Here is a 20387-nt window from a genome sequence, read left to right as displayed (position 1 = left end):
CTTAGCTATCGGATTGCTTTGCTTGTTGCGCAAACTGATTATCGACCAGCACCCCATGAGGCGTTCGCTCACTTAATTCTCCAGCACTTTCCATCATGTCTTGCAGCCGATTCCATTCGGTTTCATCAACAATTGGGTCTTCGGCATAGCTGCCCTGCTCCAGATATCGCTGCACGACCTTCTCAACGGTCGTGCGGTCCACGTCTTCAAAATATGGCAGGATGACTTCCGCAATTTCCTGCGGGGTATGGGTCTGCACCCAGCGCTGGGCGCGATGGAGGGCGGTCGTGAATTTCTGAACGGTATCCGGATGTTCCTCCAGGAAGCTTTGCTTGCTCATGAAGACGGTATACGGAATATGTCCGCTCTCTGCGCCAAAGGAGGCGACGATGTACCCTTTTCCTTCCTGTTCAAAGATAGTTGCTTGTGGTTCGAACAATTGAACAAAATCCCCTGTTCCCGATGCAAAAGCAGTCGGGATGTTGGCAAACTCTACATTTTGAATGAGGTTCAGATCAGACTGGGGATCAATGCCTTTCTGCTTCAAGGTGTATTCCCCTGCCATCTGGGGCATTCCCCCTTTGCGCTGACCGAGGAAGGTAGCGCCCTTTAGCGCATCCCAACTAAAAGTGTCATGAGGCTCTCTGGCCATGAGGAATGTCCCGTCGGTTTGCGTCAGCTGGGCGAAATTGATAACCGGGTCTTCTGATCCTTGCTGATAGACGTAGATGGACGTTTCTGAACCGACGAGCGCGATATCGATGCCATTGGTCAGCAGCGCGGTCATCGTTTTGTCCCCACCAAATGTGGTGGTCAGTTCAATTTCCAGCCCCTCCTCTTCAAAATAGCCTTTCTCCAATGCCACATATTGAGGGGCATAAAAGATGGAACGTGTCACTTCCCCAATCCGTACTTTGTTGATGGACTCAGATGGGTCACTGCAGGCACTGAACAGGGAAAGGATGAGCAAGGCGGCAAGAAAGAAACTTAATTTCTTAACAGGCATGACGGCACCTCCTGTGCGTATGCGATGATTGATGTAGTTTATGCGTCAGCCCAGCCAAAGGTTCATGGCTGGTTCAGGCCTGACACGACATTGTAACAGATCCCGGTAGATGCACGTAGCATTGGCGACGTTTTCTCGATATAATGAAGGGTGATTCTACATGAGAATCGTGATTACAGGCAGAGAAGGTGAATCGTGTTGCATCCCTGGATTAAAAGACTCGCAATTATAACCTGCATCGGCATGTTTCTCGTTGTTCTGGCGGGTGCAGTCGTCACACAGACAGAATCAGGAGAAGGCTGCGGAACGGACTGGCCTTTGTGTCATGGAGAATTTATTCCGGCTTATACGATTGAATCGATGATTGAATATAGCCATCGTCTTGTAACAGGGATCGTGGGACTGATGGTATTGGCTACGTTTATAGCCGTAATGGTGAAGGTAAGACGCAAGGACGCGAAGCTGTACGCCGCTAGCACACTGTTTTTCACCTTGTTGCAGGCGATCATGGGGGCGCTCGCCGTGAAATATGAGACCTCTTCACTGGTCATGGCGCTGCATTTCGGGTTTTCATTGCTGGCATTTGCCTCTACGCTGCTGCTCGTTCTGGTCATGTACCGAACACATCTGCCTATCCATCCAAGCGGATGGGGAGAGAAATGGGTGGCCGGACAGACGGTCAGCGGTCGCTTCCGTCTGCTTATATGGTCCACGCTGATCTACACGTATATCGTAGTGTATCTCGGCGCGTATGTAAGACATACCGATTCGGGAGCCGGATGTGGCAGAGACTGGCCACTGTGCAATGGACAAGTTATCCCGGATTTCGAAGACGGGGCAGGCATTGCCTTCGTTCATCGACTGGGCGCGCTGCTGTTGTTTGTTCTGGTTGCCTGGTTGGCTCACGTCAGCTTCTGGCATTATCGGCATATTTCACTCTTTCGCAAGAGTGCGATTGCGCTGATCGTACTGATCACGACCCAGGTGCTTAGCGGTGCGCTGGTCGTATATAGTCTGAATGATGAGAATTTGTATTTATTTGCCGGCTTGTTTCATACTGTGATTATTTGTGTGCTGTTCTCTATCTTGTGTTATATCAGTATCATGGCGTGGTTTATGAGGAGGAATCGAGATGCTGCTTAGCCTGAGGGAAATGCTGGAGCAATTGAAGAAGGAACAGGATCTGGCGATCATCGACGCACCGGTGGACCCGTATCTGGAAGTCGCCGAGATTCATCGAAGAGTCATCGATGAGGGAGGACCTGCCCTCCTGTTTACCAATGTGAAGGGAAGTTCATTTCCAATTGTGACGAATCTGTTCGGAACAAGCAGAAGGGTGGACATGGCGTTTGGCCCCCGACCGGAAAACCTGATGAAAGAAATTGTAGGGGCGATGGACTCCCTCGTTCCCCCGACACCGAGGAAGTTGTGGGAGCATCGCGGGATGATCGGCGATATGCTCAAAGTTGGCATGAAGAAGGTCAGCAGAGAGCAGGCTCCAATTTTAGAACAGCATCGGGTTCAGGACCCATTGAAGGGATTGCCGGTATTGACCTGCTGGCAGGAGGACGGAGGCCCGTTCCTTACGCTGCCGCTGGTGTATACGGAACATCCCGATACGAAGGCGCACAATCTTGGCATGTACCGGGTTCAAATTTATGATGATCAGACCACGGGCATGCACTGGCAAATTCATAAAGGCGGCGGATTTCACTACCACGAAGCAGAGAAACGGGATCAGGCGCTGCCTGTCTCGGTCTTCCTCGGTGGTCCACCTGCCTTGATTGCATCAGCGATTGCCCCGGTTCCGGAAAATCTGCCTGAGCTGCTGCTCTCTTCGCTTATTATTGGCAAGAAGCTGCGCGTGGTCGATGATCCACTCGGCGGTCTGCGTATGCCGGCAGATGCCGAATTTGTGATTCATGGCGAGGTGCCGCCTCATGTACGCAGACCGGAAGGGCCCTTTGGCGACCATTATGGCTATTACTCGCTCACACATGATTTTCCGATTCTGAATGTGAAGCATATGTGGCACCGCAAGGATGCCATCTATCCGGCTACCATCGTGGGCAAGCCGAAGCAGGAAGATTATTATCTCGGTGAATTTCTGCAGCGTCTGCTCCATCCTGCATTCCCGATGGCGATGCCTGGGGTGAAGGATCTGTGGACGTACGCTGAGACCGGCTTTCATCCACTTGCTGCGGCTATCGTAAGAGAGAGCTATTCGAGAGAAGCGCTCGCGACGGCCTTTGGCATTCTGGGTCAGGGACAGCTTACGCTGACAAAGTTTCTGATCGTGACGGATCAGACGCTGGATCTGAGCCGGTTTAATGATTTGTTTGAAACGGTATTGGAACGATTCAGACCGGAAAAGGATTTATTCGTCTTCAACAAAACATCGCATGATACGCTGGATTATACTGGAAAGCGGCTCAATCGCGGCAGCAAGGCTGTGCTGCTGGGCATCGGAGACCCGATTCGCAAGCTGCCAGCCCAGTATGAGGGAGGCGTGCTGCCGGGCATTCACAAGCTAAAGGTTCATGCCAAGGGTTGTCTGGTGGTTTCGGGACGGAGCTTCGAGGAAGATCCGAATCTGCCTGAACGGTTGCTGCAACAGGCGTCCGAACAGCTGGACAGCTGGCCTATGATTTTTGTGGTCGATGATGCGGATGCGATCGTGGATCAAACCTCGTTCCTGTGGACCACCTTTACGCGGTTTAATCCGGCGACGGATTTGTTTGCTGCTTACGAAGTGAAGCAGCATCATCTGCATTACAAGCTTCCGATCATCATTGATGCCCGCATGAAGCCGGGTTACCCGGATGAATTGTTCCCGAGAGAAGATATTGTAGAACTCGTAGACGACAAGTGGAAGCAATATTTTCCGAACGGATTGAGAGCATGACTTCTTGAGATTTACATCACTTTTTGAGATCAAGCAAGATAAGAAAGCGATACGAATACAGCAGCAGGAATGAGTCGATATCGATTCGCGTATACTAGGGGCCTTGGGCCCCTTTTTATCGTCAAACGAGCAGCAGATCTGACATAGCAGGGAGCGGTGAACGTTATGCTTAGAAGAATATTTAATGAACCTAAACGTGTAGATGAAGGTTTTTTGCTTTCTGCTAATGAAGCGATCAGAGCCTATCTGAATCGGATGGACAAGGTGTCTGCGCCGACAGACAAGCATCACAAGCTGGCCTATTGGGCCAAGAGTTTCATGGATGCCATCGATGAGCTGGAGCAAAGCAAGTACTGTGCGGAGAAATTTTCGGAAGGAATCACTCATCGTTTTGAGGAAGAAATGGATGAGGCAGAACTGGACCAATATCATTTGTATTTATACTTTTATAAAAATGCCCTGATCCGTGTGTTCTCGATCCTGGACAAGCTCGGGCATTATATCAATGAATGGCTGGAACTGCGAACCGAGCGAGTCAAAAGGAAGTTTTCCTACTTTACCGTCCTTCGTCATATGCATGATCAGCACGTACATACTACCTTTGAGCAGTCTCTCTATGACTTGAAGAAGAAATATCGTGAGCCGATGCTGCGTCTGCGGAAAAAGCGGAACATGGAAATCCATTTCATCAATGTGGAGTTTCTGGACGATATGCATCGTGCTGCGGGTACGCTGCATGGCAAAAATGCGATTGAGAACCCAAAGGAAAATCTAGATGATCTTCGTCAGGGCTATGAGATGGTGTTGCAGTCTGTCTATCTCATTTTTCAATACGCAAAACGTATGCTAACATAATAGAACAGGCATGTTTGCGTGACAGATGCATACACTTGTATTAGCACGACTTGGCCTGTCTGAACCGGGGAGAAACATGGATATACGCGCATGGTGAACGGTCCGTACCGTATGGGCCATTCGGAGGATACACAAACTGGCGTTGCCAAAGATGGTCTGGGGAAGGGAGAAGGATCATGGGGTTGCAGCAAAAGCTAGCCTTTATTACGGGTGGAGCAAAAGGTCTGGGACGGATGACCGCTAGAATGCTCGCAGAGCGGGGATGCAAGATAGCCATTAACTACGTAAACAGTGAACAAGAGGCCTTCGAGCTGGTCGAGGAATTGCGGGAGCATTACGGGGTACAAGCGAACGCATATCGAGCCGATATCACGGATGCGGACGCGGTGTGCGAGATGCTGGAGCAGATTCAGTCAGAGATGGGTGCGGTGGATATCCTGATTAACAACGCCGGTCCCTTTATTCGCAAGCGGAAGCTGTTTGCAGATTATGAACAGCAGGAGATTCGTTATCTCGTACAAGGCAATCTGTTGAGCGTGATGGAGCTGGATCATCTGGTTCTTCCACATATGCGGGAAAAAGGCTGGGGCCGAATCATTCACTTTGGATTTGGTCATGCCGCGGAAGCGAGAGCGTGGCCTCATCGTGCCGTGTATGCAGCAGCCAAGGTCGGTCTGGTCTCCTTTACAAAAACGCTGGCGGTAGAAGAAGCGCCGCATGGCATTACGGTCAATATGATTTGTCCGGGGGATATTCGCGGATCGAATAAAGAAAAGCAGATTGATGAGGTGCGCGAACTGACCGATGCGGAATCACCGCGAGGACGTCCTGGCTCTGGCGAGGATATTGCGCGAACGATCGTCTTTTTGTGTGAAGACAAATCCGATTTTATTACCGGCAATATGATGGACGTTTCGGGCGCTTTGGACCCGATCAAGACATTTCCCTATCACTAGCTTGCAGGATACTGGGTAAATGGATACAGAAAGCCTCCGCGCATATCGCACGGAGGCTTTCGTCGGTTAGCCGCAAATGTAATGTGCCGCTAATTAAAATACTTGCTCAACTTCAGTAATGCCTTCAACCTCTTCCACCAGTGCGCGTTCAATCCCTGCTTTCAGGGTAATGGTTGAACTTGGGCAGCTGCCGCATGCGCCAACAAGCTTGAGCTTCACTACGCCGTCCTCCACGTCTACCAGTTCACAGTCACCGCCGTCACGTTGGAGGAATGGGCGCAACTTATCTAGAACCTCAAGTACTTGATCATACTGAGACTTTTGAGTTTGTTCAGTCATTTGATTCATCTCCTTCCTTCCTTTATTATAGTACAATGAACGATAAATTAAAATGGTTCTAATTTAATTTTGATAAGTCAATTTTAAGGCATATCCAACAGAAAGGACGATGCACCATGAGACCGATCATCGAATTTTGTGCAAGCAACATGCACCATGGGACCGATCGGGTCATGAACGAGCTGGAGCAAAATCCAGAATTCGACGTGATTGAATACGGTTGTCTGGGCAATTGCGGACAATGTATGACCGAACCGTATGCCCTCGTCAATGGCACGATAGTCGAAGCGCCCTCCCCTGAAGCGCTGCTTCAAAAAATATTGGACAAGATCAGGGAAGAGGAAGAGAATCTGAAGCTGCTGGACGATCTTGACTTGTAATCAATCATTCACAAGCCACAAGATTTGAAAGGTTAAATCCCGTTTACTAACCGAAATGATGCTTGGACATCCAGAGCACACCGCTTTTGAGCACACGAGGCATGCGGCCGGTCATGACCGTTTCCTTGCCCATGAGTCCAAAGCCGTGCTTCTTGCCCAGTGACCCTAATACACCCTTAAGCTTGATTTGACCAAGCTTAGGGGTTTCTTGCTTCCATAGCGCCTGGATCACTTCGCCGACCTGCTTGCCTTGTGCTTCTGCAGCCTGTGCGCTCGGCGAGAAGGGAAGACTGGCACAGTCACCGACGACGTACACGTTTGGAAAGAGCGGGATCTGGTGATACTCGTTTAAGCATACGCGACCTGCCGGATCTTTATCCACTTCCAGTTGACGAACGACCTCGACCGGCTGGATACCAGCGGTCCAGACCGTCACATCGGTCTGCAGGAACAGATCGTGATTGTAGATGCCATTAGGTTCTACCCTGGAGACCGAAGCATGGGAGACCATATCAATCCCGTGATCTTCGAACCATGCTGTTACGTAGCTGCGAAGTTTTTGCGGAAAAGGAGACAATACACTTTCGCCCCGGTCCATGATTCTCACGTTCAGATCCGCTCTGGACTCCCTCAGCTCGGCTGCGATTTCCACACCGGATAGTCCGCCTCCCACGACGGTTACCTGACTGTACGGGGAGAGATCATTGATTCTGCAAGCCGTCGCACGGGAGCTGGAGAAGGACTGGATGCTGTAGGTGTGTTCCTGCGCGCCCGGAATGTTGTGGTATTTGTCTGTACAACCGAGGGCAATAATCAGTTGATCATAGGAAAGAGGTTCACGATCTTCAAAGTGAACCTGCTGTTCGGTCAGGGAGATGCGCGAAACTTCTCCAAAAGCCAGCTGCAGACGGTCATCGGCAGGAAACTGCACCCGAATATCTACATCTGCGACTGCACCGGCTGCCAGTGCATAATATTCCGTTTTCAAGCCTTGAAAAGGCATGCGATCCACCAAAATCAGCTGTGTATCGGGTGGAATCGATTTGTCCAGCAATTGATGGGCAACGGCCAAGCCGCCATAGCCGCCCCCCAATATGATGATATTTTTCATTCCCATTCGAACCCTTTCCTAGATGATTCGTATTGCCCGGCTGCAACGTTCGAGCGGATGTTGGTACGCACAGGTACGCTGATCGGGTTAGCCATAGACGTTGATTTCGTTATAGAACGTATCACGCTCAACCGGAATCCGATCGGCTCCCTTAACAAGCCAGATGAGTTCATCTCTCGTTAATCCTTCCTGAGACAAGGCGCCAGCCGAATGGCTGATTCGTTCCTTGACCAGGGTGCCATGTACATCCGATGCGCCAAAGGTAAGCGCCATTTGAGTCAACTGCGTGCCAATATTGATAAAGTATGCCTTGATATGCTGGAAATTGTCCAGCATCAACCGGCTGATGGCAATCGTGCGCATATCCTCATAGGCGGAGGTGCGGCGCTTGATGCTGGCGTTAATACTCTTCGGCTGTACAGCCAATGGAATGAACACCATGAAGCCATTGGTCTCATCCTGAAGCTCACGCAGGTATACCATGTGCTGAAGTCGCTCTTCCAGCGTTTCAATGGAGCCGTACAGCATGGTAGCATGGGTACGGAATCCGAGTTGATGGGCCTGGCGATGAACATCCAGCCATTGTACGGTAGTGGCCTTGTTGACACTCATTTTCTTGCGGTAGCGTTCCGACAGAATTTCCGCGCCGCCTCCGGTGAGGGAACCAAGTCCGGCGTCTTTCAGTCTGGACAGAACCTCCCGAATGCTCAGTCCGCTCAGGCGGGAGAAGAATTCAATCTCCGCGCCGGTATACGCCTTGATCGTCACTTGCGGGTACTGCTTTTTCAATGCCCGGATGGCATCGACGTAATAGTCGAACGGGACGGTAGGATTATGGCCTCCGGTAATATGGAATTCTCTCACTCCGTCATGAATATGCTTCTCCACAAAATCTATCACTTCATCCGGAGATAGCGTATAGGCTCCTTCTTCTCCAGGGTTGCGCTTGAATCCGCAAAAAGCGCAGGTCGCTTCACAGACATTGGTGAAGTAGAGCGTCATATTTTCAATAAAATATACCTTCTTGCCATTCTTCTTCATATTCACGCTGTTTGCCATTTGCCCCAGCGACAGCAAATCATCGCTCTGGTACAAAAACAAACCATCTTCTATAGATAAACGTTCCCCGGCAGCTACTTTTTCGCGAATTTCCTGCATCTTTCTCTCAGGACGATCCAATATGATGGTCATGCTTGTCCTCCTATTCATCCAGACTTCCATGGGTTTACAGAAGCGGATGGTGTAATAATGTGATGATGTTCACAAATAAAGATAAAATGAAACGAGAATCAATTTCACGGTTTGTTCAATAATGTCATTATAAACCCATTGCACAGGCAGGGGCAACGTCATTCTTTGGATATCCCTTGAGCGGGAAGGGGGATGTTGTGTATACTTGAAGTACGTTCAGTCACTGCGTATAATGGCTGACAAGAGGAGGTTGATGATATGCTAACCATTACCGACAATGCAGCGGTGAAAATAAAAGAGATGCTGGAGGAGCAGGAGGTTTCCGGTCTGTTTCTTCGTGTAGGGGTAAAAGAAGGCGGATGCAGCGGTTTTTCCTATGCGATGGGCTTCGATGACGAGAAGGCTGCGGAAGACCAGACGCTGGAGGTACAGGACTTGAAGGTGGTCGTCGATCAGGAGAGCGCCAAATTCCTGTATGGTGTCGTCATTGACTATAAGCAATCTGATGTAGGGGGCGGGTTTACGATCGATAACCCGAACGCGATTGCCAATTGTGGCTGCGGCTCTTCATTCCGTACGAAGGAAGAAGCAGGCAAGCCATCCGATTGCTAAGCGATTCACTCGGCGCTTGAACGTGCCGCTTGAAACTGCAATGGCATACCCGATTCACGCAAATAGCACGCTTCTGGACCGACTTTGGTCAGAGGGCGTGCTTTTTTCTTTGGGGAGCTTCCATATCTGCTTCCCTGCTTCGCTTCATAGGTAAGCTCAGCTATAGCGAACATCTTTCTTTGTCGTTTAACGGACTTTAGATGGACTGGTTCCACGAAATTTTTTGTATTGACGGCTGAAGAAATATACATCCTTGTAACCGAGCGCCTCTGCCACCTCAGATACGTTCATGCCGGCATAATAGAGCAGATGCTCCGCTCTTTCAATGCGCGACTCGATGATGAACTGCTGCAGCGGCTTCCCGACGATTTCCTTGAACTTGATCGAAAAATAACGAGGGGACAGGTTGGCCCGTTTGGCGATATCCTCCAGCTTATGCCAGGCCGCCGGGTTTTGCATAATATAGTTGGCTGATTCCTGGATGACCTCATGCAGCTGGCGACTGGTTGGATTGTGTTCCTGTATCGATTGTTGATCTGAACGAAACAGATGAACGAGTAGCTGCTTGATAATGAGCTGGGCTTCGAGTTCCGCTTCGTATTCCTGATTGAGCAGTACCCTGACATATCTGGTGAGCAGGGTTTCGACATCCTTCGTATCCTTCAGCACCCGGTACTGGGCAGGCACAGCTTGCGGGGTGTAGGCAGGATCGAGATTAAAATGGATGTACGTAATGGTCAGTGGTTTCTGTGGATGGTGGGTGGCACTTGTGTAGTCACCTGGTCGAAACAGGAAGCAGCTACCCTTGTGTACGGAAAAAGGTTCTTCATTCAGAATGACTTCCCCTTGTCCGTCCCACACATAAAACAAATCATAGTTGGGGATCGGTTTTTCCCGCTTTGCCCATCTCCACGAAGGTTCACAGCTGATTTTGGCGAAGGACTGGGTTAATTGAAAAGAAGTGGCAGGTACGTGCAGCATCGCAATAACTCCTTCAGACTTCCATAGTCGATCCGTCTCTCATAGTTTTATTTTCGTATAAACGAACCTGAATTTCAATATGGGAGAGGCGACAGGGAGGATGAGCAGGGGGATAAAGATTTTATTTCATCTCAGAATGATAGATTGATATTTTTTATAGTAGCATCTGGGCAGCCAGCATGTGTATAAAAATATCCACACAATCCACACTTGAAAACAGACACAATTAGACAGTTGTTAACATTTTATTAACAGTTTATCCACAGTATTGTGTGGATAATGTGGATGTTGTTTGTAACATCCTGTCATGATAAGATGAGAAAACCAACCATATTATGGATGTGAAGTGGTGATGAACAATGAGATTGTTGAGTAACGAGGCGTTGCTGGAAACCTATGAGAAAGCCGTAGATTTACAGCTGGAGCATGATTTCATTCATTTGATTATTCAGGAAATGAGGCGCAGAGGCCTGAAGTTTCCACTGATGCTCTGTATGGAAGCTTGAACCGTACTTACACCCTGGTTTCCTCGATTGTGATTTCTACTTTATGTTTGCAATGTGCACAATAGCAGGTGTGGATGCACTGGTGCAAACGGACATCAGGGATGCCGTTTGTAAGTCGAATATCATCAATCGGACGATAAGGGGAATAAGGACCATAGAAATCACCTGTACGGCCATAGTCCTGCAACGATTGCCCGCACTGCGGACAGGCTTCCTGCATTTCATTCCATCCATTGCATACCGGACATGCATACATCATAAAGGGTATCCCTCCCAACGAATGTTGTGAATAGGATACCCTTTTTTTTCGTATCTAAAACTTCATGTTGCTGCTGTGACCCGGGGAGAGCTTGGCTTCCGGATCGAAATAGACTTTTGCATTGTTGATGGCTGTAGGGGCTTCGCCAAAGCCGACTGCAATCAGTTTCAGCTTGCCTGGGTATGTGGTGACATCGCCTGCCGCAAAAATGCCGGGGATGTTGGTCTCCATTTTGGAATCCACCATGATTGAGCCCTTTTCAATTTCCAGTCCCCATTCGGTGATGGGACCGAGGGAAGAAATGAAACCGAAGTTGACAATGACATCGTCTACCTCCAGTGTCTGCTTGTCCTCCCCCTTGATCTGCGAGAGCGTCACCGCTTCGATCTCGTTCTCCCCGTGAAGGGTTTCGATTTCATAAGGGGTCAGTACGCGAACCTTGGAATTTTTTAAGTTTTCGACACTGTGTTCGTGGGCTCTGAACTTGTCGCGACGATGAATAAGGGTCACTTCTTCTGCGATCGGTTCGAGCATGAGCGACCAGTCCACCGCTGAATCTCCACCCCCGGAGATGAGCACTTTCTTGCCTTTGAACTGATACAGGTCCTGAACGAAATAATGGAGATTTTTCTTCTCGAATTTCTCGGCATCGGGTACTTCCAGTCTTCTTGGTTCGAAGGCGCCTACTCCAGCCGTAATGACGATCGATTTAGCCTGATGAATGCCCTTGTCGGTCGTCACCTCAAACAGCCTTTCTTCCTTTTTATCCACTCGGAGCACTTTTTCCTCGAGAGCGACCTGTGTCTGGAAATGGTTCATCTGCTGGAGCAGCTGATCCACCAGCTCCTGTGCCTTCACCTTTGGAAAACCTGCTACGTCATAAATGTATTTTTCCGGGTAGAGCGCAGCCAATTGGCCTCCGAGCTGGGGCATGCTTTCAATGATTTTCACACTTGCTTGTCGCATTCCGCCGTAAAATGCAGCGAAAAGTCCGGCGGGACCGCCGCCGATCACGATAATGTCTACGAGATCGTGTTTTTGCAACTCCGTCATGAGGAACCTCCTTCTGTGTGAAGCCAATGTCTTGTTTGGAATTCTTTTTACATTATAGCGTTTTCAAATGCAGAAAGAAATATCGACACAAAAGTCATGGAAAAACCGAACAATTTAGTGAAAAAGGGTTGAATTTTTAAGAAATTCATTATATGATTGCATGAGATTATGGTCACGATGTTGCGGGTTTGTATGGTTTAAATGTGATCCAAGTCGCAGTCAACCGATTCAACTCCTTTAATAAAGCCTTAAATGCATGTTTTCATTCTTTTTTGAACATGTATGTGCTAATTTTCACAATCTATTGTGAGTAATCTTTTTCATGGTTTCATCACAAGATATAGATAAATAACATTACAGATTGGAAGGGATTAGGATGAGTAACCGTATACCACGCATTGTCATTCTTGGAGCCGGATATGGCGGTATTATCGCGGCGCAGAAGCTGCAGAAACAATTAAATTATAATGAAGCAGATGTGACGCTGGTCAGCAAGCATGAATATCATTATGTCACGACCCACCTGCACATGCCTGCAGCAGGGACGGACGAGCCTGCCAATGCCAAGGTTAACATATTGAAGCTGATTGATGAGTTTAAAATTGATTTTGTAAAATCAACTGTACAGCAGATCCGTCAACAGGAGAAGAAGGTGATTCTGGAGGACGGCACGCTTTCTTATGATTATCTGATTATTGGTCTTGGCGGTCAGCCGGAAACGTTTGGCATTCCAGGCATGCTGGAGCATGCGTTCTTTATTCGCAGTCTGAATGCGGTCAATATGATTCGTGCGCACATTGAATATCAGTTTGCCAAATTCAAATCAGAGCCACATCGTCCTGAATACCTGACATTTGTGGTTGGTGGAGCCGGATTTACCGGGATCGAATTCGTAGGAGAGCTTTCCGACCGCATTCCGGAGCTGTGCAAGCGATATGATGTCGATCCGAAAATGGTGAAGATCTATAATGTAGAAGCAGCCCCGACTGCCTTGCCTGGATTTGATCCTGAGCTTGTTCAGTATGGCGTGAAGGTGCTGGAAGACAAAGGCGTGACGTTCAAGATCGGCGTGGCCATCAAGGAAGTGACACCTGAAGGCGTAATTTTGGGTGAAGGCGAAGAAATCAAGTCCAGAACGGTTATTTGGACAGGTGGCGTACGCGGTAACAAAATGATTGAAGATGCCGGCTTTGAAGTGATGCGCGGTCGTGTGAAGGTAGATGAGTACCTGCGTATGCCGGGTCATGACGACATCTTCGTGATCGGGGACAATGCCCTCTTCTTCAACGAAGAAGGAAAACCATATCCGCCAACCGCTCAGATTGCCATGCAGATGGGTGCCAATTGTGCACAGAATGTGGTGGCAACCCTTCGCAATGGTCAGTTGAAGTCATTCGTACCAAGTATGAAAGGAACCGTTGCTTCGCTTGGAAAAGGGGAAGCGATCGGAGTCGTTGGGAAGAAGAAACTGAAAGGCTGGACGGCTGCTCAGATGAAGAAAGTCATTGATAACCGCTGGCTGTTCGTCATTGGCGGTTTGCCACTGGTGCTGAAAAAAGGACGTTTCTTTAATTAAGGCTGGATGTTCCTCTGAGAAAGGAGGCACGAGGCGATGAGACATTGTAGTGTGCAAGTAAGAGGTCTGCTCACCAGGGATGAACTGGATCGCTATAACGGGCTGATGGAAGCCGGCAAATTCCTGGAAGAGCAAAACCGTCATGATTTGGCTTATAACGTGCAAAAAGAGGTTGATCTCCTGATTCAGCCTGCTATTGAACGCCTGAAAGACAAGAGCCGCCAGCGTGATGAGATGACGGCTGAATATTTGCGAAACAAAGCGGAGCAAGCAGAAGATCAGTGAATATTTGTTGATCGTGACGAGCATACATGGAAATGGCATGGCATGCATCTATAACAAAAAGGAATCCCGATGGCGGGATTCCTTTTTGTTGTCAGTACCTTTTGTCAGAGGCCTTTTGCCAGAGCCTGATGTCTGACCCGGGACGCTGGGACTAGATTTCCTTGAAGCTGTTAATGATGTCATAGAATACATCTTTCTGGCCTGCAAACTGATTGGAGCTGGTCCAGGTCAGGATCTGGTAAAAATGAGTGTCTGTTTTGACCATGGCAGCTACATAGGACAGGTTCATGCCGGACACTTCTCCGCTCATTTGGTGAAGAATCGCTTCGTTGCCGTTAATGGTCGTCGTTTCTTTTTCCGAAATATCCATTCCGCTGTAGAAGCTGTCCCGAACGAGAGAGTAATACTCATCCAGTTCTGTCAGGTTGCCTTCAAAGTCCTCGATCGGTTCCTTGATCACGATCATGAATCCATTCATGCTCTGATAACCCATGGCTGCATCCGGATTGAGGGAAGGATTGTTTTGCCAGTTGCTTGGAATATCGATAGCCAGGCCATCTTGCTCAACGGTTTCCAAGGTTACGTTTTCGCCTGTTCCCTGAGCGTTGGGATCATATTCGAGCGCAGTAAACGTCGAGGCGATAGCCATGAATTCTTCCTTGTGATCTTGAAAACGGTCCGATTCCGACCAGAAGATGATTTGTGCAAAATCCTGTTCCGTTTCCACGATGTTCAGAAGATAGGTGGCATTCATCCCCTGAATCTCTCCGCTTACTTCATAGCGAAGGGCTGGGTAGCCGCCCAAGTCGATCTCACTCGGTTCAGAAGTGGTGGCATTCTCCACCATGTTCTCTGATTGCATCAAAATAATCTCGGTATACTTTTCTAGAGGGATGGAGACATTCTCCTTGCTTTCATTGATGATCATGACATACTTTTCTTCATCCGGATTTCCTGCTTCCAGTGCAGCCAGAACGTTCTGCTGTACAGGGGCTTCTTCCCAGTCAGACGGAAGCTTGATTTCAGCTTTGTTGTCTGCGGTAGTGAAGACATTCCCTTCAAAATCAGCCGGGGCATTTGCAGTCCCATCTTCTTCGTTGGCAGATGCATCCTCATCGGCGTTCGTACCTGCGTTGTTTTCAGTTTCTTCCTGTTTGTTGGCTGTGTTTGTGTTCGTTTCATTTTCGTTCGAGCCGCAGGCAACCGCGGTGAAGACCAGCATCACCATAAGTACAAATAAAAACCCTCTTTTCATGCTTCCCTTTCTCTCCCTTATGTGTATTCTAGCTGTTGAGGCTAGTGGAACTGCCTCCTATTCTTACACCAAAAATTTATCCTTTAAACAGTTCGTCCCATGCTTCTTCCTGAATAAGGTTGCCGACGAAAAATTCCCCGAATTCCCCGAAACGTGCACTGACTTCATCGAATCTCATTTCATAGATCAGCTTTTTGAACTGCAGCGGATCTTCTGCAAATAATGTAACGCCCCACTCCCAGTCATCGAATCCGATGGAGCCGGTAATAATTTGTTTGACCTTGCCTGCGTACGAGCGTCCGATCAATCCGTGGCTGCGCATCATGGCGCGGCGTTCATCCATGGAGAGCATGTACCAGTTGTCCTGGAGATCCCGCTTTTTGTTCATCGGATAGAAGCAGATATGTCCCGCTTTTGGCAAAACCGGCTTCAGCCTTGCGAGAATCTCCGGGTTTTCCATCGGGTCTGTACCGGGCTTGCCCATGTAATTGCTCAGTTCAACAACAGAGACATAGGAATGGGCCGGGAGGAGGAAAGGCGCGATCGCAGATTGATTGAAAGCACGTTCCAGTTCTCCGATTTCATTCATCGTTTCACGCAAATGCAGAAACACAAAATCCGCTTTCTGTCCTAAAATATAGTATTGGGCATAGCTGCCTTTTTGCTGGGCTTCCACCTCGGCGTACTGTTTGCGCAATGCGCTAAAGGATTCAAGCGCATGTTGTTTGACAGACTCGTCCGCGAGTTTCCACGCTTCCCAGTCCATTTGTCTGAAATCATGGAGAGCGTACCATCCATCAAGGGTTTTGGCTGCTTCGTTCGGGCTTTGTACTTCATTCATGTGTATTCCACTCCTTATTCTGATCCAGTTTTATTGGTTTGTTCGATTTCCGGTTTATTCCTTAAACCCTTTCAGTTTAATGGATATAGGGCTTCAGATCAAATGAACGGTTTGTGGATAAACGGTGACGAAAGTGCCGGATCGTTGAACATTCCCGCGTTTTCAAGTACACTAGATGTTGGGATAGGGTACCAAGGAGGAGAACGAATTGACTGTTGAATTGCTTCAACTACCGATATTATTATTGTTGTTTTTCGTCTTGCTGTTTGGAATCGGGTTTATACTGAATATGCTGCTGAAGACGACCTGGTTTCCAATCTATGTATACATGATTGTCATGATTCCGGCTGTGATTTACTGGCAGTATGACAACAGCACCAATTTGTGGGGCAATGTGAGCGGATACCAGCTCGCTGATTATTTAACGGCAGCAGGCGGGTTTATCGGGGCTTATGCCAGTGGCGCCACGATCAAGACGCTGCGCACAAAAGGGTACCGCATGTTTTAATGGGATAACAAACAAAAAGAAAGCGAAAGTTCGCAGCTTGTGCTGAAAAGGAACTTTCGCTTTTTCTTATGTCTTCATTTTCTTATGCCGCCAGGATGGATGGTAGAGGTCGGAATGGGAATTGCAGGACTGAATGGCGGGTCAGTTGACAGGCGTTATTGCAATTCTTTTGTTACTTTATAATTTGCACCGAGCTTGGTGTTCCATTCGATATAATATCCTTTCTGCACGTTTAATGTTTGCGCATGTCCAGCGGCATTTTCAACCTCCACAGACTTCACATTCGGGTTTTCAATTTTGCCTGCTATGATCGGGATGGTGTTTTGGTATTCGGACGTATATTGGAAATAGCATTGATGACAGATCATAGAAGCGATGCCGTTAAACCAATAATATCCTTCGGAGGAATGTGAAATACTGGATACGCTTACTCCTCCGTCATCGATTTCTTTATAGAAGATGAATGTTTCGTTTTCCATTGTCCACTGATCTATGACTTCTCCTCTGACCTCATTCATCCCGTATTGAAGCGCCTCGTGCTTGCTGGTAAAATATTTTACTTCATTTTGTTCATGTTGTTTAACACAAGAAGACAAAATGAATGCAAATAAAAATAGTAAAATCATTTTTTTTTTATTCATCTACTTCAACTCCATTTTTTTCTATTCATACTTCAAATTTTATGATATACTATTATTATATCATTATTTAATGATATTACATATTCTAATTGGAGGTTAATTATGAGAAAATTATTGTTTTAGTTTGTGTTTTTTTGTTTTTGCTAATTCAGAAAATTGTTGCGGGAAATCTACTAACCTATAGCTAATAAAAGAAAAGGAGTTGTAATAAAATGAAAAAACGTGTTATCGCAATTCTGTCGTTGCTGCTTGTTTTGATTATGTTGCCTACCGCTGTTTTTGCCGAAGGAAAAGCCGAGCCGAATGAAGCTGCACTTGACGCATACCTTAGAACTGCTGGGTATCCAGGAGATGTTATTTCATCTTTTGAAGTGGAACAGAAGATAAGTTTGTTCAATCGAAAAGCTGTCTATCTGTACCACAAATCCGAAGTGGGAAGCCTTTTAGCCGAAATGCCACCTGCGGAATCCGAGCCGGGGGCCGGTGGAATCACGACATTGAGAAGTGATGATGTGAATATGGATTTCTTTGATTCTACTCTTGTCGCCAGCCAAGTGGCAGATCCGTATAGTACTATTGCTAGAGTCCAGTTTGACTATAATTGGGACTGGGATCTGACGAACTACAACGGCAGATACCACGAACTGAATTATCATGATGTAGATAAATTTGGTATTGCTTGGAGTGATGGTTGGGATCCGGAACCCGAATCGGCGGTATACTCTTATCGTTATTACGGAAGCAACGGTAGCATCTACAGAAATGAAAGCATCGGAATGATTAATGATTACGATTCGTTCGACCAGGGAGAAGGTATTGGTTGGGAAATTGAATTAGTAGAATCTTTTAGTGATCACCAACGTTCGTATGGCACGTATAGACATAAAGGATGGGGCCAAGTTACGGCTGTAATTGATCACGATGGTAGTGGTGGTACAGGATCTTCGTCGGCAGTAGGAACCTATTTCCACCATCACATTGGTGCAAATGAAGGAACCTTGCAATACCAAGGTGGAGCGGTTCCAACGGTTGGCATCACTTATTCCTGGCAATATTCCCAGTCAGATGGGAGTGCTGGCGAACAGTGGTTTTGGACTAAAAACTAAAATGGTCGAGCAACCTTAACAAAGTTAAGGTTGCTTTTCCTATTCTATTTCTAAAGTTGTTGGGATTATAGTTTCTGTGAGTTCCTCGCCATTCTGTTCCCATTTTATAACCAAATGTTTAATACTCACCGGAGGTTTAACCTTTGACCGAGTTACTAGTGTTATTTCTTGATGGCTATTCAATTCTTTAGGTAATTGTATGTGGTTCCGGGTGACGCTTTTTCCTTTTTCATACTTAATATCTAACCATGCCGAGTTAATGTCTGGGTCTCCAATATATGTAATTGATGGTCGCTCGACATACTCTGTGCCTTCCATATTGTACTCGATTGTAACAAACCAATTATCTGATTCCGCTTGCATCATTATTTTAGAAGGCATTTCCGTGTCTTGCTGACAACCTACTAATACCAAAATAATAGAAATTGCAGAAATATACTTTAACATAAACTCCACCACCTACTCTTAATATAAATGTATTCATTCTGCGGTATGAATTGCTATTGATGTCCCGTGCTTGTGCCGCCTACTTTACCAATTCACCCCCTATTTTATTCAAAAATATATACATTAGACCATTAATATACTTTGCTCCTATACTATATAATATTTTAATCTATAAAGCAATTTAACCATATCAACATTTTGTGCAGCGACAAAACAATGCCCCATTGAGTATACGTTAAAAGGACATACTCCGCATTGCCTCTATGGGACTCCAATTGTTTTTTTCACTCGTTCCAGGTGTGTGAATCTTTCCCTTTGGTTACACAGATGACGTTCTTTTGTTCCGCATCCATGAAGATGGTTACGTACTGGTGGCCGCGTTTAGCTGATGTTTCATCCATATTGATTTGAAACGTAAGACAGATCCTGGGTTGCAAGGGCATGATCGACGTAATGAAGGAGAATCCGCCAAAGACGTTTGTCATGTTCACCAACAAATCGGCTAATAATAATTTGTGACCATAGTTGAGTGGCATGCTCCCCTTATGTATACAGGTAAACCTGTATACATAAGGGGAGCATTTTTATGTGAAAGGAAGCATATACCAGGTACTTATATTAGCTCTGTGGGTCGAGTACATATTTTCGACTCATACATAGATGCCAGTCCCGTTGGTGAATCTAAGTCATAATTGACTTGGAGGTGTCCAGTGATATGCCGATGATGGAAGCGGATGGTGTGCGGTTGCATTATCATAAGAAGGGCAAGGGAATTCCGATCGTATTGATTCATCCTCCCTTGCTAACGAGTGAAAATTTTAATTATCAGCTGGAAGATTTGTCTGATGATTTTCAAGTCATTGTCTTCGATATCCGTGGACATGGCTTCAGTTCTCCCTCGGAGCAGGCCGTCACTTACTCACAGGTTTCCTCAGATATTCAACTGCTGCTAAACAGCCTGGATATCGATCGCTGCTATATCGGGGGGTATTCGACCGGGGGTGGCATTGCTCTGGATGCCATGCTCTCCTATCCCCATCGCTTTTACGGAGGGATTATGATCAGTGCGATGCCGGAGGTTTCGGATGCATCGCTGCGAAATCGCATCCGCCTGGCTGTCAGACTGAGCGAAACACGTCTGCATCCGTTGCTCAGATGGAGTATCTGTCGCGGAAATGCAGATATGAATCTGACCTATCGCAATTTATCTGAGGCGGCGAAGCACGGCAATCCGCCCAATATTCGGCAATATTATGAAAGCAGTCTTACCTTTAACTGTACGAAGGCGTTGAAGTATCTTCAGCTTCCACAATTGTTGGTGTATGGCAACAAGGATGGCGCCTTTCATCGCTATGCCAAGTTGCTGCAAGCGGAGTTGCCGAGCAGCCAGCTGTATTACATGCGCGGTGTGAGTCATCAACTGCCAACGAAGGCGCCGCGCAGATTGAATGGTCTGATTCGCAAATGGATCACAGAGCATCAGGAAATGGGACTGTCCGGTTCTGTGCTTCGAACACTCGAACGTGCGGAGTCTTCGCCATCGTTGCAATAGCAACCGGAAACTTTACAGGAAA

General features: G+C 47.3%; 23 protein-coding genes and 1 pseudogene. 12 read left to right on the top strand and 12 right to left on the bottom strand.

The annotated features are described in order from the left end of the window. Position 1 precedes the first annotated feature (1 nt). Positions 2-1006, bottom strand: a complete 1005-nt coding sequence (locus ACFSUC_RS03540; RefSeq protein ID WP_379928104.1) for an ABC transporter substrate-binding protein — start codon at positions 1004-1006, stop codon at positions 2-4. 195 nt (positions 1007-1201) lie between these two features. On the opposite strand from ACFSUC_RS03540, the gene ACFSUC_RS03535 reads away from it, so the two are divergent. The 4 genes from ACFSUC_RS03535 (at position 1202) to ACFSUC_RS03520 (ending at position 5722) form a co-directional block, all read left to right on the top strand. Further along, positions 1202-2149 carry a COX15/CtaA family protein gene (locus tag ACFSUC_RS03535; RefSeq protein ID WP_379928103.1) on the top strand — a complete coding sequence of 316 codons (948 nt, stop codon included), beginning with the start codon at positions 1202-1204 and terminating at the stop codon, positions 2147-2149. Next, entirely contained in the window at positions 2139-3911 is a 1773-nt protein-coding gene (locus ACFSUC_RS03530; protein ID WP_379928101.1) for a menaquinone biosynthesis decarboxylase, read from the top strand. Before ACFSUC_RS03535 ends, ACFSUC_RS03530 begins: the two co-directional genes overlap by 11 nt. A 165-nt stretch (positions 3912-4076) precedes the next feature. Beyond that, complete coding sequence (locus ACFSUC_RS03525; RefSeq protein WP_379928099.1) at positions 4077-4766, top strand: Cthe_2314 family HEPN domain-containing protein; 690 nt, start codon at positions 4077-4079, stop codon at positions 4764-4766. Positions 4767-4942: 176 nt separating this feature from the next. Next, positions 4943-5722: an SDR family oxidoreductase gene (locus tag ACFSUC_RS03520; protein ID WP_379928097.1), complete on the top strand. Its 780-nt coding sequence runs from the start codon at positions 4943-4945 to the stop codon at positions 5720-5722. 93 nt (positions 5723-5815) lie between these two features. On the opposite strand, the gene ACFSUC_RS03515 is transcribed toward ACFSUC_RS03520, so the two are convergent. Beyond that, positions 5816-6061: a NifU family protein gene (locus tag ACFSUC_RS03515; RefSeq protein WP_379928185.1), complete on the bottom strand. Its 246-nt coding sequence runs from the start codon at positions 6059-6061 to the stop codon at positions 5816-5818. A gap of 116 nt (positions 6062-6177) precedes the next feature. On the opposite strand from ACFSUC_RS03515, the gene ACFSUC_RS03510 reads away from it, so the two are divergent. Next, positions 6178-6441, top strand: a complete 264-nt coding sequence (locus ACFSUC_RS03510; protein ID WP_379928096.1) for a YuzB family protein — start codon at positions 6178-6180, stop codon at positions 6439-6441. 46 nt (positions 6442-6487) lie between these two features. Here the strand turns inward: ACFSUC_RS03510 and ACFSUC_RS03505 are convergent, their stop codons facing one another. Together ACFSUC_RS03505 and mqnE are read right to left on the bottom strand one after the other, a co-directional pair. After that, positions 6488-7552 (bottom strand): NAD(P)/FAD-dependent oxidoreductase, encoded by a 1065-nt coding sequence (locus tag ACFSUC_RS03505; RefSeq protein WP_379928184.1) that lies wholly within the window; start codon positions 7550-7552, stop codon positions 6488-6490. An 87-nt stretch (positions 7553-7639) separates the two neighbouring features. After that, complete coding sequence (mqnE, locus tag ACFSUC_RS03500; protein ID WP_379928095.1) at positions 7640-8743, bottom strand: aminofutalosine synthase MqnE; 1104 nt, start codon at positions 8741-8743, stop codon at positions 7640-7642. A gap of 258 nt (positions 8744-9001) precedes the next feature. On the opposite strand from mqnE, the gene ACFSUC_RS03495 reads away from it, so the two are divergent. After that, positions 9002-9355: a HesB/IscA family protein gene (locus ACFSUC_RS03495; protein WP_379928094.1), complete on the top strand. Its 354-nt coding sequence runs from the start codon at positions 9002-9004 to the stop codon at positions 9353-9355. 186 nt (positions 9356-9541) lie between these two features. On the opposite strand, the gene ACFSUC_RS03490 is transcribed toward ACFSUC_RS03495, so the two are convergent. Continuing rightward, entirely contained in the window at positions 9542-10336 is a 795-nt protein-coding gene (locus tag ACFSUC_RS03490; RefSeq protein ID WP_379928093.1) for a helix-turn-helix domain-containing protein, read from the bottom strand. 359 nt (positions 10337-10695) lie between these two features. Between ACFSUC_RS03490 and sda the strand changes: the two genes are divergently transcribed. After that, positions 10696-10842 (top strand): sporulation histidine kinase inhibitor Sda, encoded by a 147-nt coding sequence (sda, locus tag ACFSUC_RS03485; RefSeq protein ID WP_379928092.1) that lies wholly within the window; start codon positions 10696-10698, stop codon positions 10840-10842. A 7-nt stretch (positions 10843-10849) separates the two neighbouring features. Here the strand turns inward: sda and ACFSUC_RS03480 are convergent, their stop codons facing one another. Both ACFSUC_RS03480 and ACFSUC_RS03475 read right to left on the bottom strand, forming a co-directional pair. Then, positions 10850-11101, bottom strand: a complete 252-nt coding sequence (locus tag ACFSUC_RS03480) for a hypothetical protein (RefSeq protein WP_379928091.1) — start codon at positions 11099-11101, stop codon at positions 10850-10852. Positions 11102-11155: 54 nt separating this feature from the next. Then, on the bottom strand, positions 11156-12154 hold the full coding sequence (locus ACFSUC_RS03475) for an NAD(P)/FAD-dependent oxidoreductase (RefSeq protein ID WP_379928089.1): 999 nt from the start codon (positions 12152-12154) through the stop codon (positions 11156-11158). A 376-nt stretch (positions 12155-12530) separates the two neighbouring features. Between ACFSUC_RS03475 and ACFSUC_RS03470 the strand changes: the two genes are divergently transcribed. Together ACFSUC_RS03470 and ACFSUC_RS03465 are read left to right on the top strand one after the other, a co-directional pair. Beyond that, complete coding sequence (locus ACFSUC_RS03470; RefSeq protein WP_379928088.1) at positions 12531-13730, top strand: NAD(P)/FAD-dependent oxidoreductase; 1200 nt, start codon at positions 12531-12533, stop codon at positions 13728-13730. 36 nt (positions 13731-13766) lie between these two features. Then, a complete protein-coding gene (locus ACFSUC_RS03465; protein WP_379928086.1) occupies positions 13767-14015 on the top strand; it encodes a hypothetical protein in 249 nt (82 codons plus the stop codon). 151 nt (positions 14016-14166) lie between these two features. Here the strand turns inward: ACFSUC_RS03465 and ACFSUC_RS03460 are convergent, their stop codons facing one another. Further along, positions 14167-15270, bottom strand: a complete 1104-nt coding sequence (locus ACFSUC_RS03460) for a hypothetical protein (RefSeq protein ID WP_379928085.1) — start codon at positions 15268-15270, stop codon at positions 14167-14169. A gap of 76 nt (positions 15271-15346) precedes the next feature. Continuing rightward, positions 15347-16111 carry a hydrogen peroxide-dependent heme synthase gene (gene hemQ, locus ACFSUC_RS03455; protein ID WP_379928084.1) on the bottom strand — a complete coding sequence of 255 codons (765 nt, stop codon included), beginning with the start codon at positions 16109-16111 and terminating at the stop codon, positions 15347-15349. 208 nt (positions 16112-16319) lie between these two features. Between hemQ and ACFSUC_RS03450 the strand changes: the two genes are divergently transcribed. After that, positions 16320-16619, top strand: a complete 300-nt coding sequence (locus tag ACFSUC_RS03450) for a YuiB family protein (protein ID WP_379928083.1) — start codon at positions 16320-16322, stop codon at positions 16617-16619. Between the two features lie 155 nt (positions 16620-16774). Here ACFSUC_RS03450 and ACFSUC_RS03445 read toward each other — a convergent pair whose 3' ends face one another. Then, positions 16775-17260, bottom strand: coding sequence for a hypothetical protein (locus ACFSUC_RS03445; protein WP_379928082.1), 486 nt, complete (start codon positions 17258-17260; stop codon positions 16775-16777). 212 nt (positions 17261-17472) lie between these two features. On the opposite strand from ACFSUC_RS03445, the gene ACFSUC_RS03440 reads away from it, so the two are divergent. Next, on the top strand, positions 17473-18366 hold the full coding sequence (locus ACFSUC_RS03440) for a hypothetical protein (protein WP_379928081.1): 894 nt from the start codon (positions 17473-17475) through the stop codon (positions 18364-18366). Positions 18367-18405: 39 nt separating this feature from the next. On the opposite strand, the gene ACFSUC_RS03435 is transcribed toward ACFSUC_RS03440, so the two are convergent. After that, complete coding sequence (locus ACFSUC_RS03435) at positions 18406-18813, bottom strand: hypothetical protein (protein WP_379928079.1); 408 nt, start codon at positions 18811-18813, stop codon at positions 18406-18408. A 287-nt stretch (positions 18814-19100) separates the two neighbouring features. Next, positions 19101-19320, bottom strand: a pseudogene (locus ACFSUC_RS19260) (transposase); the annotation flags it as partial. 208 nt (positions 19321-19528) lie between these two features. Here ACFSUC_RS19260 and ACFSUC_RS03430 point away from each other — a divergent pair. Next, complete coding sequence (locus ACFSUC_RS03430; RefSeq protein ID WP_379928077.1) at positions 19529-20365, top strand: alpha/beta fold hydrolase; 837 nt, start codon at positions 19529-19531, stop codon at positions 20363-20365. The last annotated feature ends 22 nt before the right edge of the window (positions 20366-20387 follow it).

It is taken from the genome of Marinicrinis sediminis (genome assembly GCF_042685085.1).
In the GTDB taxonomy this organism is placed as follows: Bacteria; Bacillota; Bacilli; order Paenibacillales; family KCTC-33676; genus Marinicrinis; species Marinicrinis sediminis.
The sequence above is the reverse complement of the archived record's forward strand: the minus strand, read 5'-3'. Positions and strand labels throughout refer to the sequence as shown.